Source organism: Klebsiella sp. C239 (assembly GCF_048822715.1).
In the GTDB taxonomy this organism is placed as follows: domain Bacteria; phylum Pseudomonadota; class Gammaproteobacteria; order Enterobacterales; family Enterobacteriaceae; genus Klebsiella; species Klebsiella quasipneumoniae.
In genome coordinates, this window is the sequence record NZ_JBMEZK010000004.1 from 76441 (window position 1) to 92936 (window position 16496).

A 16496-nucleotide genomic window follows, 5' to 3' on the forward strand; every position below is an offset into this window, starting at 1 on the left:
CCGCCGTCAGGGAAGAAACTTATAGAACAGTGATGTGGCGGTCATTGCACCGTCAGGCATCAGCGCATAGCGCGGAATTTCGCCCACTTTTTCCCAGCCACAGCGGACATAGAACTGTTCCGCCCCACTGCCGGTCGCCGTGTCCAGCACCAGCACCGTCTTACCTACCCGCCGGGCGGTTTGCTCCAGCTCCGCCATCAGCGCGTTGGCAATCCCCAGGCGACGGGCATTTTGGTGAACCAAAAGTTTGGCCACGTCCGCACGATGGGGCTGGTTTTCCGGTTGGCTGGTGATAAGTTGCACGGTGCCGACGGGACGTTCCTCAGCGTCAAGGGCGGCCAGCACGATGCGCTCCCCGGCCGCCACGCTGTTGGCGACATGTTGCCAGAAGGTCGTCGCCGTCTGCTGACTGAAAGGCAGCATAAAGCTCACCGAGGCGCCGCCGTTCACGCAGCTCGCCAGGATATCGCTTAATGCCGGAAGGTGATGAAGAATATCGTCGCGCGATAACGTGCGCAGTGAAAATGATGTGATCATAATAGCTCCTTGTTTTTGACCACATCACTATATTTTAACCAAGCATTAACACAAGCATAACACCTATAGGATTTTCTTATGGTGCGCTTTCCGTCAGCGTCGGCATACAGATGCGGTTACGGCCTGTCTGTTTGGCTTTGACCATTTCATCGTCCGCCGCCAGCAGCAGCTGGTTAAACAGCTCGGTAATACGGGCCTGGCCCACCTCGCGTGTCTCCAGTCCCATACTGATGGTCAGGTGGATCGGGTTATGTCCCCAACCGAAAGCTTGCGACTCTACGCCGTGGCGGATCTTCTCCGCCAGCAGGTAACCCTGCTGGGTGCTGTCGACCACGGCGGCGACCGCAAACTCCTCGCCGCCGATACGGGCGACCATACCCTGCTCGCCCACCAGTTGCCTGACCTGCTGGGCAAACTGAGTCAGTACGCAATCTCCGCCCTCATGGCCCAGGGCATCGTTCACCCTTTTAAAGCCATCGATGTCCAGCACCATCACCGTCAGCAGTTTATCGGCCGGCAAGGCCTGACGCTTCAGCGCCTCGCTCAGCCCGGAACGGGAATAGACCCGGGTCTGGAAATCAAAATCGGCGCGCAGGGCCAGCTGTTTCACCAGCATGTTAATCGCCTCGACGCTGGAGGCGACGATCACCGGACTTATCAGCATCGCCGCGATCCCCAGGCGAGTGGAGAACAACTGCCACGGCTGCATTCGCGTGTCCGGCGCAAAGTGAATTAACGAGTTGGCCACCAGCAGTATCTCGCCGATGCCGGTGAGAAAGGTCAACAGGCAGGTCAGGGGCAGCGGATAGCGCACGGCGCACCAGATCAGGGCCGGTAACGGGAAGGTAATGCTGCCGGCGCCGCCCACCGCCACGCCGAGGGCAATCGACAGCACCAGCGCCAGCGCGGGCAGCAGCTGGCGAAAGCGAAAACCGCTTAACGCGGAGGGCAGCGTCAGGGTCAGAATAAACGGCAGAATAAGCACCGCCGTCGAGAACTGCTCGCTAAACCAGTCCGCCAGCTGGGGAATAAAGGTGGCGCGCTCGACGTCCACCGACCCCAACGCGCCGACCGCTGCGCACAGCAGCGCGGCTAACAGACAGAAACAGAATAAATTAAGCGCGTTAATCGGGCCGGGCATCGAGTCGGCGCGTCGTTTATCCCACAGCACCAGCTGCGCCAGGGTCACAATAAAGACAATATTGGAGAAGTTAATCAGCAATGAGGCAAAGCCCATTCCCCAGCGCGAAGTTAATCCGTCATAGACCAGCATTGCCGCAAAGCAGACGGCATAAAAATAGCTGCGATTAAGCCATACGTAGCGCGCAAAGATCCCGGCCATCACTGCGTTGAGCGGCCAGAAGAAAGAGAGCTCCTGCACCAGACGCAGCATCGCGCCCAGAAAATGCAGCAATAGCGTTAACGTAAATAAGACCAGTGCATCGCGCACGGGTTGTTCTTCACGAAACAGCGTAAATGACCGAATCGACAGTGAAGACATTCAGTAATTATCCGTCTAATTGTTTCAGGCAATTATTATGTTAATAGTTAGTTAGCGGATTATCATAACATGAGAATATTTATCAGGCATACTCCGGCGCCGATCAAATGCAAATTAGCGCACAGACGGGCCGTTCATCTGCAGCACCAGCCAGCGGTGGATCACCTGCACAATATAGCGCTGCTCCTGCTCGCTCAGCGCGCGGCCGTGGGGAATGGCGTGCCATTTTTCCAGGCAGCCGCGACAGCAGGTGGCGGTCGCGTGCTGGGCGATAAACACCGGGTGACCGCGCATCGGCGTCTGCTTGCCATCATTGGCCGGCGCGGCGGACGCCAGCCGCTGACGGATAAAATCGGCGGCATGCTGGTCAATGACCTCCGGTCCCTTATCGAGGCAATATTGCCGCTCTTTCATTCCCAGCCGGAAGCGTGAACGAAACGTCGAACGCGCCAGGCGAGCAAATAATCGATCCTGATCGACCATCAGAACACCGACCTCCCCAGCCGTTGAGTCAGTTTCTCCAGCAGCGCCACGCCGGCCAGGGAGTTCCCCGCCTCGTCAAGCTCCGGGCTCCAGACCGCGATCGCCATCTCCTGGGGCACAATCGCCACAATTCCGCCGCCGACGCCCGATTTCGCCGGCAGACCCACGCGCCAGGCAAACTCGCCGGCGTTCTGGTACATGCCGCTGGTCATCATCAGGGCATTCACCTGGCGGGACTGTATCGGCGCGATAACCGGCGTTTCGAGATGCGGGGCGATGCCGCGGTCGGCGAGAAACAGAAAGGTTCGCGCCAGCTCGACGCAGCTCATCTCCAGCGAACAGTAGTGGAAATAGTTCTGCAGCACGGTGGCGACATCATTATGGAAGTTGCCGAAGGATTTCATCAGCCAGGCGATAGCGGCGTTGCGCGCCGAATGCTCAAACTCAGAGCGGGCCACCAGCGGATCGTAGGCGATATCGGCCACGCCGCTCAGGCGGCGGACAATCTCCAGCATTCGCTGGCGCGGCGCGCTGAGCCGGCTCTGCAGCATGTCGCAGACAACCAGCGCCCCGGCGTTGATAAACGGGTTGCGCGGTTTGCCCTGCTCGATCTCGAGCTGCAGAAGCGAGTTAAAGGGCTGACCGGAGGGATCTTTCCCCACCCGCTGCCAGATCTCCTCTTCCTGATAGTGGTTCATGGCCACCACCAGACTCAATACCTTGGAGATCGACTGGATGGAGAATCGTTCATGGGCATCGCCGGCGGCAAAATGTTGCCCGTCCACCGTACAGATAGCGATGCCAAGCTTATCGCCGCTGACGCTGGCCAGCGCCGGAATATAATCCGCCACTTTACCGCGGCCAATCAGCGGCCTGATTTCTGCCAGAATGGCTTCCAGCATTGCGTTATTGATCACCGTCGCCACACGCGGCTCCTTGCCCACCGTCGAATTTTGGTGGGCGAGTATAGCAGACGAGAACGACGGTCGTCAGGGGCAAACGCAGATTAGCGACGGTCTTTCCAGACGGTCTGCGCATTGCAGAACTCATGCAGGCCAAAATGCGACAGTTCGCGACCAAAACCGCTCTTCTTCACGCCGCCGAAAGCCACCCGGGCGTCGCTGGCGCAGTAGCCGTTAAGGAAGACACCGCCGCACTCCAGCTCGCGGGCAAAGCGCTGGGCCTGCGCCTCGTCGGTGGTGTAGACCGTTGCCGACAGGCCAAATTCGCTGTCGTTGGCGAGGGCCAGCGCATGGTCTGCGTCACGGGCGGTGGTCAGGGTCGCGACCGGACCAAACAGCTCCTGGCGGAAGCCGGTCATGCCGGCGGTGACGTTGCCCAGGACCGTTGGCGCATAGTAATTGCCCGCCCCTTCGATTTTTTCCGCCCCCAGCAGCAGGGTTGCGCCTTCATCGAGGGTCGCCGTTACCTGCTGGTGCAGTTCATCGCGCAGATCGAATCGCGCCATCGGCCCGACGTAATTCTGCTCGTCGCGCGGATCGCCCATCTTCAGCGCCGCGACGGCGTCGACAAATTTGCGGGTGAAGGCCTCGGCAATGCCGGCTTCGAGGATAAAGCGCTTCGATGCGGCGCACACCTGGCCGCTGTTCTGATAGCGGCCGGTGACGGCGGCCTTCACCGCTTCATCCAGATCGGCATCGTTCAAAACGATAAAGGGATCGGATCCCCCCAGCTCGAGCACGCATTTCTTCAACGCTGCGCCCGCCTGAGCGCCAATCGCTTTCCCGGCGCGGACGCTGCCGGTGACGGTCACCGCCGCGATGCGGTCGTCATTGATAATCTGCGAAACGCCGTCATTGGTGGCGTTGACCCAGCCAAACACGCCCTCCGGCAGGCCGGCGGCGGCAAAAATCTCGCCCAGCAGGCGGGCGCTGCCCATCACGTTCGGGGCGTGCTTCAGCAGGTAGCTGTTGCCGGCCAGCAGGATCGGCACCGCGCCGCGCAGCACCTGCCAGACCGGGAAGTTCCACGGCATCACCGCCAGAATGGCCCCCAGCGGACGATATTCGATCACCGCCTGGTTATTTTCCACCAGGGTGGCTTCGGTCGCCAGCATCGCCGGGCCATGTTCGGCATACCAGTCGCAGAGATTGGCGGATTTCGCCACCTCGCCGCGAGCCTGAGCAATCGGTTTGCCCATCTCGAGAGTGATCGTCTGGGCCACCTCTTCACCGCGGGCGCGCAGCTCGGCCCCGATGCGGCGCAGCGCGTCGGCGCGTGCGGCGAGCGGCGTCTGACGCCACTGGCGATAGCCCGCCGCGGCGAGAGCGATAGCCGCGTCGACCTCGCTTTCGTTGGCCCACGGCAGCGAGGAGACCACCTCGCCGGTAGTCGGGTTGACGGAGACGGCGTGCGTTGCAGATAAATTCATCGTTATTCTCTCTCTCGTTGCTTGCGAAGTGAACGTATTCTGGCTTACCTTTCCATTCATTGAAAATGAATAATATTAAGCAACACATTCACAAAAGAAGAATAGTATGGACCTGACTCAGCTAGAGATGTTTAACGCCGTCGCCAGCACCGGCAGCATTACCCAGGCAGCGCAGAAAGTGCATCGCGTGCCGTCCAACCTTACCACCCGCATCCGCCAGCTGGAGGCGGATCTTGGCGTTGAGCTGTTTATCCGCGAGAACCAGCGGCTGCGCCTCTCGCCCGCGGGCCACAGCTTCTTACGCTACAGCCAGCAGATCCTCGCCCTGGTGGACGAGGCGCGAATGGTAGTGGCGGGCGACGAACCCCAGGGACTCTTCTCTCTCGGTTCTCTGGAGAGCACCGCGGCGGTGCGGATCCCCACCACCCTGGCCCACTTTAATCAGCGCTACCCGAAAATACATCTCGCCCTCTCCACCGGCCCCTCCGGGACGATGATCGACGGCGTGCTGGAGGGAGCCCTGAGCGCCGCGTTCGTTGACGGACCGCTGGTGCACCCGGGCCTGGAGGGGCTGCCGGTGTTCCCTGAAGAGATGATGATCGTCGCCCCCTACGGCCACGCGCCCATCGCCCGCGCCAGCGAAGTGAACGGGGCTAATGTCTACGCTTTTCGCGCCAACTGTTCCTACCGCCGGCATTTTGAGAGCTGGTTCCATGCCGACAGAGCCACTCCGGGCCGGATCCATGAGATGGAGTCTTATCACGGGATGCTGGCCTGCGTGATCGCCGGCGCCGGGCTGGCGCTGATCCCGCGCAGTATGCTGGAGAGTATGCCGGGCCATCAGCAGGTTTCCGCCTGGCCGCTGGCGGAAGAGTGGCGCTGGCTCACCACCTGGCTGGTGTGGCGTCGGGGCGCCAAAACCCGCCAGCTGGAAGCGTTTATAGCGCTGCTGAACGAAGATCGGCAAACAGCGGTTTCTCCATAAAGACGCTGAGCGGATCGGGCTGGTAGGGAGCAAACGCGCAGCGGGTCTGATAGCCGTTGCGCGTATAGAGGGTGATGGCCGCATGCTGATGGATGCCGGTCTCCAGGCGCAGAGTATGGCAGTCGCGCTGGCGCGCTTTCGCCTCCAGGGCCGCCAGCAGTTTTTCTCCCAGCTGTTGCCCACGATGCTGTGGATCAATATAGACCCGCTTCATCTCGCCAAAACCTTCATCGCTGAGGACGATAGCCCCACAGCCAACGGCTTCGCCCTGCGGACTGCGGATCGCCAGGGCGATCACTGTCTCCGGCGGCAGTTGACCGAGGTCCAGCAGATGGTTGCTCTCCGCCGGGTAGAGTGTCTCCTGCCAGGCGTCGAGGGCGGCAATCAGGGCGGTAAATTCGGCGTCGGTGGGGGCGATGTCGGTGATGGTATACATAGGTGAGCTCCTTTTTTTACGCCACTGTAGCGCGCCCCGGAACGTTTTCCGCCATAGCATTAACTTATATTGCCGCCCGCCACTTGCGCTAACTAACTGAAACGAAGTAACTTTATCCCCTGCCGTCCGTTTTTGAGACCTGAATATGCGCACCAAAGCCCGTAAAGTGATGATTATTGGCGCCGGTAACGTCGGCGCGTCAGCGGCCTACGCCCTGCTCAACCAGAGCATTTGTGAGGAGCTGATCCTCGTCGACCTTAACCAGCCGCGCGCCGAGGCCCACGCTCAGGACCTCAGCGACGCCGCGGCCTATCTGCCGGGGATGATGACCATCTCCACCCGCGAGGCCAGCGACTGCGCCGATGTCGACATCGCGGTGATCACCGTCTCCGGCGGCGCGCTGCGCCCCGGCCAGAGCCGTCTCGATGAACTGACCACTACCGCAAAAATCGTCAAGAGCATTGTGCCGACCATGATGGCCAACGGGTTTAACGGCATCTTCCTCGTGGCCACCAACCCGTGTGACATCATCACCTGGCAGGTATGGCAGCTCTCCGGCTTACCGCGCAGCCAGGTGCTGGGCACCGGCGTCTGGCTGGATACCACCCGCCTGCGCCGTCTGCTGGCGCAGGAGCTGAACATTGGCGCCCAGAGCATCGACGCTTTTATCCTCGGCGAGCACGGCGATACCCAGTTTCCGGTATGGTCGCACTCCTCGGTATATGGCACGCCGATCGCCGACCTCTACCAGCAACGCACCGGCCGGCCGCTCGACCGGGAGGCGATGGCCGACAAAGTGCGCAAGCTGGGGTTTGAGATCTACGCCGGCAAAGGCTGTACGGAATATGGCGTGGCAGGCACCATCGCCGAGATTTGCCGCAATATTTTTACCGGCAGCCACCGTGCGCTGGCGGTCTCCTGCATTCTTGACGGTGAGTACGGGGTCAGCGGCGCGGCGGCTGGGGTGCCGGCGGTGCTGGCCCAGGGGGGCGTGGAGCAGATTATCGAACTGCGGCTGGCCGGCGAAGAACAGACGAAGTTCAGCCAGTCGGTTGCGGTGATCAAAGCCAATATCGCGCGTCTGCCCTGACGGCAGACGGCGACGTCTGGATCAGTCGGCAATGATCAGCTGAGGGGAAAGGGTCGCCAGCGCCTCGCGGGTCGCTTCCGGCAGGTGGCCGTCGGTGACGATATCGGTCAACGACTCCAGCGGGGCAATGTTGAAGAGTGACCAGGCGCCGTATTTGGAGCTGTCCGCCAGCAGAATGCGCCGGCGAGCATTGGCCATCAGATCGCGTTTCAGGGCGGCTTTCTCCTCCGTCGGGGCGGTGATCCCTTTCTCAAGGTCCCAGCCGTTGCAGCTGACGAAGGCGAGATCGGGCCAGATGGTCTGCAGCAGGCGGCGGCCGTGATCGCCGATGCACGACTGGCTGCTGTCATCGATGCGCCCGCCGATAATCGTCACTTCAATCTGCTTAAATTCCGACAAAAACAGGGCGATATGTAAATCGCTGGTGATCACCCGCAGCGGCAGATGGGTGATCTGCCGCGCCAGTTCAATCATGGTGGTGCCGGCATCAAGCACAATGGCGTCGCCGGCTTTCACCAGCGCTGCCGCCGCGCTGGCGATCGCCTGCTTTTCCAGCGGGCTGCGCTGGGCTTTCTCCAGCGTCGTCGGCTGGGCAGGAATAAACCGGTTCAACGTCACCCCGCCATGCGTGCGGCTGATCACCCCTTCCTGATCGAGTTTGATCAGGTCGCGGCGAATGGTGGCTGGCGAGGCGTTGGTCGCCGCCACCAGCTGGTCGACTGTCACCAGATTATGGCTTTTCAGGAAGTCCATAATCTGCTCTAACCGGTTATATCCCTTCATGTTATTCCTGCGCGATGTGCATGGCGAGCTCAATGGAGGTTGCCATGCTCTCAGACTTCGCTTTACCTGTCCAGGCAATATCAAACGCGGTGCCATGATCCGCAGAGGTGCGGATAAACGGCAGCCCGGCGGTGATATTGACCCCATCATAGAATCCCAGCAGCTTCAGCGGAATATGCCCCTGGTCGTGATACATCGCCACGACCATGTCGTACATCCCCTCATGACACTGCATAAACACCGTGTCCGGCGGACAGGGGCCGGTTACCTCCACTCCCTGCTCCCGCATGGCGGCAACCGCGGGGGCGACGATGCGGATCTCTTCATCGCCAAACAGGCCGTTCTCCCCGGCGTGCGGATTCACGCCGGCGACCGCAATACGCGGACGCTGATAGCCGACGCGGCGCAGAAAGCGATCCGCCACGCCGATCACTGTCTCGATCCGCGGCTGGTTGAGGGTGTCAAGGAACTGGCGCAGGGCGATATGGGTGGTGATATGGATAACCTTAAGCTTTTCGGTATACAGCACCATGGCGTAATCGGTGGTTTGCGTCAGGTGGGCCAACAGTTCCGTATGACCGGGAAAAGCATGCCCCGCCAGATGCAGCGCCTCTTTATTCAACGGCGCGGTGGCGATGGCCGCGACGGCGCCCTCCAGCGCGAGGCGGGTCGCCCGCTTAATGCAGCGAAACGCCAGATCCCCGGCCTGGGCCTGCACTTCGCCAGGACGCAGCCCCTGCGGGTCGCTGAGCGGCTCATCGATGACGTTAATCGTCGCCGGGGCAAAGCTTGCCTCGGCGGGATGGTCAATGATGCGCAGCTCCGCCCGCGGGGTGATGTTCAACGCCAGGATACGCCGCAGCGTCTGCGCGCAGCCCACCACCACCACCGGCGCGCCGCTCAGCGCCCCGTCGGCGAGGGATTTGATAATAATCTCCGGACCAATCCCTGCCGGGTCGCCCATTGTGACTGCAATGATGTTAGACACTCAGTTTCTCCTCAATAAAATTCACAACATGTAATAGCGTGGTGTCGGTGCCGAATCCTCCGGCTTTAGTCATCACCGGCCGCGACCAGCGGCCGCCGAGGAAGTATCCGTATGGGACGCACTCCGCGACCCGGCCGCGGATCTGAAAACCGCTGGCGCCGAGCGCCTGAGCCACGGCGATGGCCACATCGCCACCGGAGAGGTACAGCGCGCCAGGGGGGCACAGGGCCACCGCCTGTGCCGTAACGTCGGCAAGCCAGGCGCAAATGTGCTCCCCGTAGGCCGCACGGCTGAGACCGCGTTCGCGGCACTGGGCTTCAATCCCGTGCCGGACGGCGTTATTCGGGCGGGTGGTCACCACGCAGTGATGACCCTCACGCAGCACCTCGGCGATCCGCGAGGCTTCCTCCTTCGGCGATCCGCTAAAGGCCTGTTCGACATCAATTTCGATCTTTCTCACTCGGGAATGAGCCTGCAGCGCCGCGACCTGGCGCTGCGCCATCTCGCTCATCGAGCCGACCACCGCCAGCAGCGGCCCCTGCTCGCTGCGGCGCAGGCGGCGCGCAAGCGCCTCGCAAAGGCCTGCCGAGCCGACCAGCAGGGTCTCCTGCGCATGAGGAGCGACGGCGTCAATAACCTGATCCAGATGACGCTCTTCCCAGGCGTCGATAATCAGTACCTGCCTCGCTTCGCCTGCCGTCGCTAACGCTCCCGGAAGCTGGGCGGCGCTCAGCGACCGGCTCGGCAGCCGGCTCTGCATGGCGAGAATGCCGGCAATATCCGCCCGGCTAACCGGCGTCTTCGGATCGCTGGCAAATTCGGTGTGATCGAGGGGTATCCCGTGTACATAGCAGCGTCCGTCCCGGGTATGCCGCCCGGCCGCCGGGTAAGCCGGCGCCACAACCGCCACCCGGCAGCCCTGCGCCGTCATCATCGCTTCGAGTTCGGCGCCGGGGTTGCCGCGCAGCGTGGAGTCGATCTTCTTTATCTGCCAGCGCGGGGCGAATCGCGCCGCGCCGCGCAGCAGAGCGGTGACCTTGTCGGCGGCCGCGCCGGCGGTCATCGCCCGGCTGTCGCTGTTGAGTATTAACGCCCGGGCGGATGACGCCTGCCCGGCGGAGAATGCCACTTCTACCGACATGCCCGCCTCCGCCAGGCTGACCCCGGCGTCATTGGCTCCGGTAAAGTCATCTGCCAGCACCAGCACGCTGTTATTGCCGTCTTTCATTGTCCTGCCTTGTGGTCGTTGTAAACGTTGCAAACCTGAAATTGATTATATTCAATCATATTTGATTAAATGTGAGCAAGCTCAAGTTATTAAACCGCCGTATAAATTATAACTTTTCCCCACCAGACGAGTAGAACGACTCGTGAATGATTGAATTCAATCAACCACTACCAAGGAGAAACGCGTGGCGACGATACACAGCACGATCATCAGCGGGGCTGGCGCCTCATCGGCCCTGCTCCCGCTGCTGGCAGATAAAACCCGTATCCTGCTGGTGACCGACCAGAACGTCGGTGCGCTGGAGGCGACCCGGGCGATCCATCGCCTGCTGGCGGCTGACGGGCGCCAGGTTGAGGTCATTAACAGTGTGCCTGCCGAGCCCAGTCATCAGGATGTGGCGGAGATCGTCAGCCAGCTGGGCGCTTCTCAACCGCAGATGGTCGTCGGCATTGGCGGCGGAAGCGTACTGGACGTGGCGAAACTGCTGTCGGTGCTGCTGCATCCGCAAGCCCCCACTCTGACGGCCCTGCTGGCGGGTGAACAGCCGCAACGACGGCTATGCTCCCTGCTAATCCCTGCCACCGCCGGGACCGGCTCCGAAGCAACGCCGAACGCTATTCTGGCGATCCCCGAGCAGCAGACCAAAGTGGGGATCATCTCCCCGGTGCTGCTCCCGGACTACGTCGCCCTGCTGCCGGAGCTGACCACCAGCATGCCGGCCAGCATCGCAGCCTCGACCGGGATCGATGCTCTGTGCCATCTGCTGGAGTGTTTCACCTCCACCGTGGCCAACCCGGTAAGCGATAACGCGGCGTTAATCGGTTTACACAAGCTGGTGCGTCATATCGAACGCTCGGTGGATCAGCCGCAGGATCTGACGGCGAAGCTGGAGATGCTCTGGGCCTCATGGTACGGCGGCGCGGCGATCAACCATGCCGGCACCCATCTGGTGCATGCGCTCTCCTATCCGCTCGGCGGCACCTGGCACCTGCCGCACGGGGTGGCTAACGCCATTCTGCTGGCGCCCTGCATGCGGGTGGTCCGCCCCCACGCGGTGGCGAAGTTCGCTCAGGTCTGGGATCTGATCCCCGACGCGGACCTCACCCTCAGCGAGGAAGAGAAATCCCATGCGCTGGTGGCATGGCTGGCGGCGCTGGTCAAACGCTTACCGCTGCCCGATAACCTCGCCGCCCTCGGCGTTCCCGCAGACAGTATCCCCGCCCTCAGCGCGGCGGCGCAGAACGTTAAGCGCCTGATGAATAACGCCCCCTGCAGCGTCAGCCGTGAAGAGATCGCGGCTATCTACCAGACGCTGTTTCCGGAACATGCCTAACAGGAGAAAGTCAAATGAGGAGAGCCATTAGCGGCGTACTCACCGCCATCGTTACCCCCTTTACCACTGAGGGAGCCCTTAACCTGCCAGCGCTGCAGCAGCAGGTGCAGCGCCAGATCGCCGCGGGCAACGGCATATTCTGCGGCGGCACCAACGGCGAGTTTTTTGTCCTCAATGAGGAAGAGAAGATCGCCGTCGCCAGAACCTGCGTGGAGGCGGCCGCCGGTCGCGCGCCGGTGGTAGCCCACATCGGGGAGGTTTCCACGCGGGAGACTCGCCGGCTTGGCCAGCAGATCGCCCGCCTCGGGGTTGACGCGGTATCGGCCATCACCCCGTGGTTCGTGCCCCTGAAGCAGGAAGAGCTGATAAACCACTATACGGCGATCGCCGACGCGCTGAGCGTCCCGCTCTTTCTTTACAACATTCCCGCCCGCATCGGTAACACCCTTGCGCCGGAGACAGCGCGTAAGCTGGCGCAGCACGACAATATCATTGGCATCAAGGATAGCGCCGGCAGCTACGACAGTCTGAAAGGCTTTCTTGACGCGGTACGCGACATTGACGGTTTCGACGTTCTCAACGGCCCGGACTCGCTTATCCATCAGGGGTTTGTCGACGGCTGCTCAGCCTGCATCTCGGGGCTTGCCAACGTCGCGCCTGCCGAGATCAACGCTATCTGGTCGCTGTTCCATGCTGGAGATATCGCCGGATCGCGCCAGGCGCAGGAGCGGGTAACGGGCCTGCGCACCGACCTGTACAAGGTAGCGTTCTCACCCGCGGCGGTGAAAAAAGCGCTGCAGCTGATGGGCCATGAGGTGGGCGACAGCCGCTACGCGGTGCAGTTTAGTGACCAGCAGCTGCAGGAAATACGCGGCATCATTGCCCGTTATTTAGCGTAATACCCGCTGCGTTTCGTAAATAAAACAGACCGGGTACTGCCGTACCCAGGATTCGTACGCCCAGAGAGAGGCTAAGATGAATCATTTTACCGCTGAAGATACCTTTATTATTGTCGGCATTGTCATTGCCTATATTCTGTTTACCACCTGGCTGACATTCCGTATTCGTAGTAAGAATTCCGGGGATTTTATGGAAGGCTCGCGCGCCATGCCGGCCTTAATTGTCGGTATATTACTGATGTCGGAATATATTGGCGCCAAATCAACCATCGGTACCGCTCAGGCCGCCTTTGAGAGCGGAATTGCCGCCTCATGGTCCGTGCTGGGGGCGGCCATCGGCTTCCCGCTGTTCGGTTTGATTCTGGTAAAGCGCATCTATAACACCGGGAAAATCACCATATCCGGGGCTATCGCTGAGAAATATGGCACCAGTACCAAAAATATTATCTCCCTGATCATGATTTATGCGCTGTTGCTGGTTAACGTGGGCAACTACGTCAGCGGCGCCGCGGCTATTTCCACCGTCTTAAAAGTCAACTTACCCGTGGCCGCCTTTATTACCGCCATCGTCAGTACCTTCTATTTCGCCTTCGGCGGCATGAAAGGCGTCGCCTGGGTCACCATGTTACACAGCGCGTTAAAATACGCTGGTCTGCTGATCATTCTGGGTTTTGCTCTGTCCAAAACCGGCGGCTTCACGCCGATGATTGAGAAGATGCCGGATTACTACTGGACGTGGGATGGCAACATTGGCGCTGGCACTATCTTCGCCTGGCTTATCGGCACTATCGGCTCCATCTTCTGCACCCAGTTTGTTATCCAGGCGATCAGCTCCACCAAAGACGTCCGGTCAGCAAAGCGCTCCACGTGGATCGCCTTCTTTTTCTGCCTGCCCATCGCCCTTGCCATCGCCATCATCGGCGTGGCGGCGAAGTATCTGCATCCGGAAATCAACAGCCTGTACGCCCTGCCGGTATTTCTGCAGGACATGAATCCCTGGCTGGCGGGACTCGTGACAACGTCACTTGTGGCCTCGATATTCGTCAGCGTAAGTACCGTTGCTCTGGCCATTGCCTCGCTGGTGGTGAAAGATTTCTACGTACCATGGCGTAACCCAACTCCGGACCAGGAGTTCAGAGCCACGCGCTGGGCATCGTTAATTATCGGCTTCCTGCCGCTGATCTTTGTGCTGCTGGTGCCGGAAGTGCTGAAACTCTCCTTCTTCACCCGCGCCATCCGCCTGTCCATTACCGTAGTGGCGGTCATCGCCTTCTATGCCCCCTTCTTCAGGAGCACCCGCGGCGCCAATGCCGGTCTGATCGGCGCCTGCGTGGTGACCTCCGTCTGGTATTTACTTGGCGATCCGTTCGGCATCAATAACATGTATGTCGCCCTGGCGACCCCGGCGATCATTATGGTCATCGATCGCCTGATCCCGAATAAATCACAATCATCCCCTGCCCCTGTTGAGCAACGTGGAGTCTGAAACATGTCCGCAATTCCTTCTTTCGACGGCGTCATTCGCCAGCACCAGCAAGATGAACATATCGCATGGGCGATGCTCCCCAACGCCTGCCCGCAAAATCATGCCGCCAACCTGCTTCAGCTGGAAGATGGCTGCCTGATGTGCGTCTGGTTCGGCGGCTCCCAGGAGGGGAAAGCCGACATTTCGATCTGGGGTTCGCGGTTAGCCCCCGGCAGCGATCGCTGGAGCGAAGCGGTTAAGCTCTCCGACGATCCTGACCGCTCGGAACAAAATCCGGTGCTGTTTCAGGCGCCGGACCAGGTAGTGTGGCTGTTATGGACGGCGCAATTCGCCGGCAACCAGGATACCGCCATTGTGCGCTACCGCCAGTCACACGACGGCGGGCAAAGCTGGGGACCCATCGATACCCTGTTGGATCAGCCCGGTACCTTTATTCGCCAGCCGATTAGCGTCATGCCTGACGGCAGCTGGCTGCTGCCGGTGTTTTACTGCCGCACTGCACCCGGCGAGAAATGGGTGGGTAACAATGACGTCAGCGCGGTGAAGATCTCCTCCGACGGCGGCAGAAGCTGGCGTGACGTGGCGGTCCCGGAGAGTCTTGGCTGCGTCCATATGAGCATCACCGCGCATCCCGACGGCGGACTGGCGGCCTTCTTTCGCAGTCGCTGGGCGGATCACATCTGGTTCAGCCGCTCCAGCGACCAGGGTGAAAGCTGGTCTGCGCCGGTGCCAACGACGCTGCCGAACAACAACTCGTCCATTCAGGCGACGACTCTCGACAATGGCGAACTGGCGCTGGTGTTTAATAATATGAGCGCCGCCGGGGCCACCGAACGCCGAGCCTCACTGTACGATGAAATTGCGGATGACGATGGCCGTAAGGAGCCGGAAACAACCGGAAAAAGCGCCTTCTGGGGTGCGCCCCGCGCGCCGATGACGGTGGCGATCTCGCCTGACGGCGGCAAAAGCTGGCCGTGGCTGCGTAATCTTGACGAGGGTGACGGCTACTGCATGACCAATAATTCGGAGCAGAAGCTGAACCGGGAGTTCTCCTACCCCAGCATCAAACAGGGAGCAGACGGTAATTTGCATATCGCCTACACCTGGTACCGCCAGGCGATCAAGTATGTTCGCGTTTCGCCACAGTGGGTGAAAGGAGAAAGCGCATGATTATCGGTACCCTGCAGGCGCTGCACCAGGCTGGTCTGCCGCCAGCGTTAAAGCAGCTTTTGAGCAGCGAGGACTGTTCGCTGGCCGCCCTGAGCGCCAGAGAGGATGGCCGCTTCCAGCCCGACGGCGCGCCGTGGTTCTGCACCCTCGGCGTGGCGCAAACCCAGCCTGCGGCCGAGCGGCATACGGAATATCATCGCCAGTGGGCGGATATTCAGGTCATCCTGGCCGGCGAGGAGCGGATCCAGGCGGGCATGGCTGCCGTGATGCGCCCGCAGGATAATGAGCTTAAGCCCGACCTCTATCTCTGTCAGCCGGCCCCGGAGAGTGTCTCTATTCTGCTGCGTCCCGGCGACTTCGCGGTCTTTTACCCCGGCGAACCGCACCAGGCGCTGTGTGCGGTTTCGACGCCAGCGCCGGTCAGAAAGGCGGTATTCAAGATACCGGCAGCGATGCTGGAGGCGCAATGAAGCGGGCCATAGTCACCGGGGCCAGTTCCGGGATCGGCGCCGCGGTGGTGAGGCGATTGCTGGAGGACGGCTGGCAGGTGGTCGGCATGAGCCGTTCGCTGCCGCCCTTCTCACAGCCGAACTTTCGCCATCTGGAGGTCGATGTCAGCCAACGCAGCGCGCTGCTGGCGGCGCTGGAACAGATTGAGCCTCCTCAGGCCATCATCCACGCCGCGGGTTCGATGACCGCCGCGCCCCTGGGCAATCTTGATCCACTGCGCGGCGAGTCGCTGTGGCGTTTACATGTCGACGCGGCCCAAACGCTGGTCAATCACTTCGCCCCGGCCATGGCGCCGGGCGGGAGGGTTGTTCTGCTGGGAAGCCGAACATCACGAGGCGCAGCGGGTCGTTCCCAGTATACGGCCACCAAAGCCGCGCTGGTCGCCCTTGCCAGAAGCTGGGCGGCAGAGCTGGCGCCCGCTGGGGTGACGGTCAACGTGGTGGCGCCCGGGGCAACCGATACGCCGATGCTCCATCAGCCTGGCAGGGAAAGCTCTCCGCCGCGGCTGCCGCCGCTGGGGAGGCTCATTACCCCGCAGGAGGTGGTCTCGCTGATAAGCTGGTTATTGAGTGAGGGCGCATCGGCGATGACCGGACAGGAGCTGGTGATGTGCGGTGGCGCCTCCCTTGCCTGATGACGCACGCCGCGCCGTCCCCGGACAACGGAACGACGCGG

General features: G+C 61.2%; 17 protein-coding genes. 8 read left to right on the forward strand and 9 right to left on the reverse strand.

The genetic code is table 11. The annotated features are described in order from the left end of the window. Positions 1–6: 6 nt before the first annotated feature. From ACOI6Z_RS12615 to sad, 5 genes are all read right to left on the reverse strand, one after another. On the reverse strand, positions 7–537 hold the full coding sequence (locus ACOI6Z_RS12615) for a GNAT family N-acetyltransferase (protein ID WP_023289640.1): 531 nt from the start codon (positions 535–537) through the stop codon (positions 7–9). Between the two features lie 76 nt (positions 538–613). After that, positions 614–2038, reverse strand: a complete 1425-nt coding sequence (locus ACOI6Z_RS12620; protein WP_023289639.1) for a GGDEF domain-containing protein — start codon at positions 2036–2038, stop codon at positions 614–616. A gap of 114 nt (positions 2039–2152) precedes the next feature. Next, complete coding sequence (locus tag ACOI6Z_RS12625) at positions 2153–2521, reverse strand: DUF4186 domain-containing protein (protein ID WP_023289638.1); 369 nt, start codon at positions 2519–2521, stop codon at positions 2153–2155. Further along, a complete protein-coding gene (glsB, locus tag ACOI6Z_RS12630; protein ID WP_023289637.1) occupies positions 2521–3447 on the reverse strand; it encodes a glutaminase B in 927 nt (308 codons plus the stop codon). Before glsB ends, ACOI6Z_RS12625 begins: the two co-directional genes overlap by 1 nt. Positions 3448–3527: 80 nt before the next feature. Beyond that, entirely contained in the window at positions 3528–4913 is a 1386-nt protein-coding gene (gene sad, locus ACOI6Z_RS12635) for a succinate-semialdehyde dehydrogenase (RefSeq protein ID WP_044522931.1), read from the reverse strand. A 106-nt stretch (positions 4914–5019) separates the two neighbouring features. Here sad and ptrR point away from each other — a divergent pair, with 106 nt between their 5' ends. Beyond that, on the forward strand, positions 5020–5898 hold the full coding sequence (gene ptrR, locus ACOI6Z_RS12640; protein WP_023289635.1) for a putrescine utilization regulator PtrR: 879 nt from the start codon (positions 5020–5022) through the stop codon (positions 5896–5898). Here ptrR and ACOI6Z_RS12645 read toward each other — a convergent pair. Beyond that, entirely contained in the window at positions 5852–6334 is a 483-nt protein-coding gene (locus tag ACOI6Z_RS12645) for a GNAT family N-acetyltransferase (RefSeq protein WP_060590745.1), read from the reverse strand. The two genes, ptrR and ACOI6Z_RS12645, sit on opposite strands and share 47 nt — an antisense overlap. 145 nt (positions 6335–6479) lie before the next feature. On the opposite strand from ACOI6Z_RS12645, the gene ACOI6Z_RS12650 reads away from it, so the two are divergent. Beyond that, positions 6480–7424 (forward strand): L-lactate dehydrogenase, encoded by a 945-nt coding sequence (locus ACOI6Z_RS12650; protein WP_050534210.1) that lies wholly within the window; start codon positions 6480–6482, stop codon positions 7422–7424. A gap of 21 nt (positions 7425–7445) precedes the next feature. Here the strand turns inward: ACOI6Z_RS12650 and ACOI6Z_RS12655 are convergent, their stop codons facing one another. The 3 genes from ACOI6Z_RS12655 to dtnK are packed head-to-tail and all read right to left on the reverse strand — an operon-like array spanning position 7446 to position 10423. Continuing rightward, positions 7446–8207 carry a DeoR/GlpR family DNA-binding transcription regulator gene (locus ACOI6Z_RS12655; protein ID WP_060590747.1) on the reverse strand — a complete coding sequence of 254 codons (762 nt, stop codon included), beginning with the start codon at positions 8205–8207 and terminating at the stop codon, positions 7446–7448. Position 8208: 1 nt separating this feature from the next. Beyond that, complete coding sequence (locus ACOI6Z_RS12660; RefSeq protein ID WP_064154645.1) at positions 8209–9195, reverse strand: D-threonate 4-phosphate dehydrogenase; 987 nt, start codon at positions 9193–9195, stop codon at positions 8209–8211. Beyond that, positions 9188–10423, reverse strand: a complete 1236-nt coding sequence (gene dtnK, locus ACOI6Z_RS12665) for a D-threonate kinase (RefSeq protein ID WP_072421699.1) — start codon at positions 10421–10423, stop codon at positions 9188–9190. Before dtnK ends, ACOI6Z_RS12660 begins: the two co-directional genes overlap by 8 nt. Before the next feature lie 184 nt (positions 10424–10607). On the opposite strand from dtnK, the gene ACOI6Z_RS12670 reads away from it, so the two are divergent. From ACOI6Z_RS12670 to ACOI6Z_RS12695, 6 genes are all read left to right on the forward strand, one after another. Next, the gene (locus ACOI6Z_RS12670) at positions 10608–11756 is read left to right on the forward strand and encodes an iron-containing alcohol dehydrogenase (RefSeq protein WP_048297482.1); all 1149 of its coding nucleotides are present in this window, start codon (positions 10608–10610) and stop codon (positions 11754–11756) included. Positions 11757–11770: 14 nt separating this feature from the next. Continuing rightward, positions 11771–12655 carry a dihydrodipicolinate synthase family protein gene (locus ACOI6Z_RS12675; protein WP_420687388.1) on the forward strand — a complete coding sequence of 295 codons (885 nt, stop codon included), beginning with the start codon at positions 11771–11773 and terminating at the stop codon, positions 12653–12655. Between the two features lie 76 nt (positions 12656–12731). Then, complete coding sequence (locus ACOI6Z_RS12680; RefSeq protein WP_072413168.1) at positions 12732–14141, forward strand: sodium:solute symporter family protein; 1410 nt, start codon at positions 12732–12734, stop codon at positions 14139–14141. A 3-nt stretch (positions 14142–14144) separates the two neighbouring features. Beyond that, entirely contained in the window at positions 14145–15311 is a 1167-nt protein-coding gene (locus ACOI6Z_RS12685; protein ID WP_044522918.1) for a sialidase family protein, read from the forward strand. Continuing rightward, complete coding sequence (locus ACOI6Z_RS12690; protein WP_032452776.1) at positions 15308–15781, forward strand: YhcH/YjgK/YiaL family protein; 474 nt, start codon at positions 15308–15310, stop codon at positions 15779–15781. The genes ACOI6Z_RS12685 and ACOI6Z_RS12690 overlap by 4 nt, the downstream gene beginning before the upstream one ends. Beyond that, the gene (locus ACOI6Z_RS12695; RefSeq protein ID WP_050534204.1) at positions 15778–16455 is read left to right on the forward strand and encodes an SDR family NAD(P)-dependent oxidoreductase; all 678 of its coding nucleotides are present in this window, start codon (positions 15778–15780) and stop codon (positions 16453–16455) included. The genes ACOI6Z_RS12690 and ACOI6Z_RS12695 overlap by 4 nt, the downstream gene beginning before the upstream one ends. Positions 16456–16496: the final 41 nt, after the last annotated feature.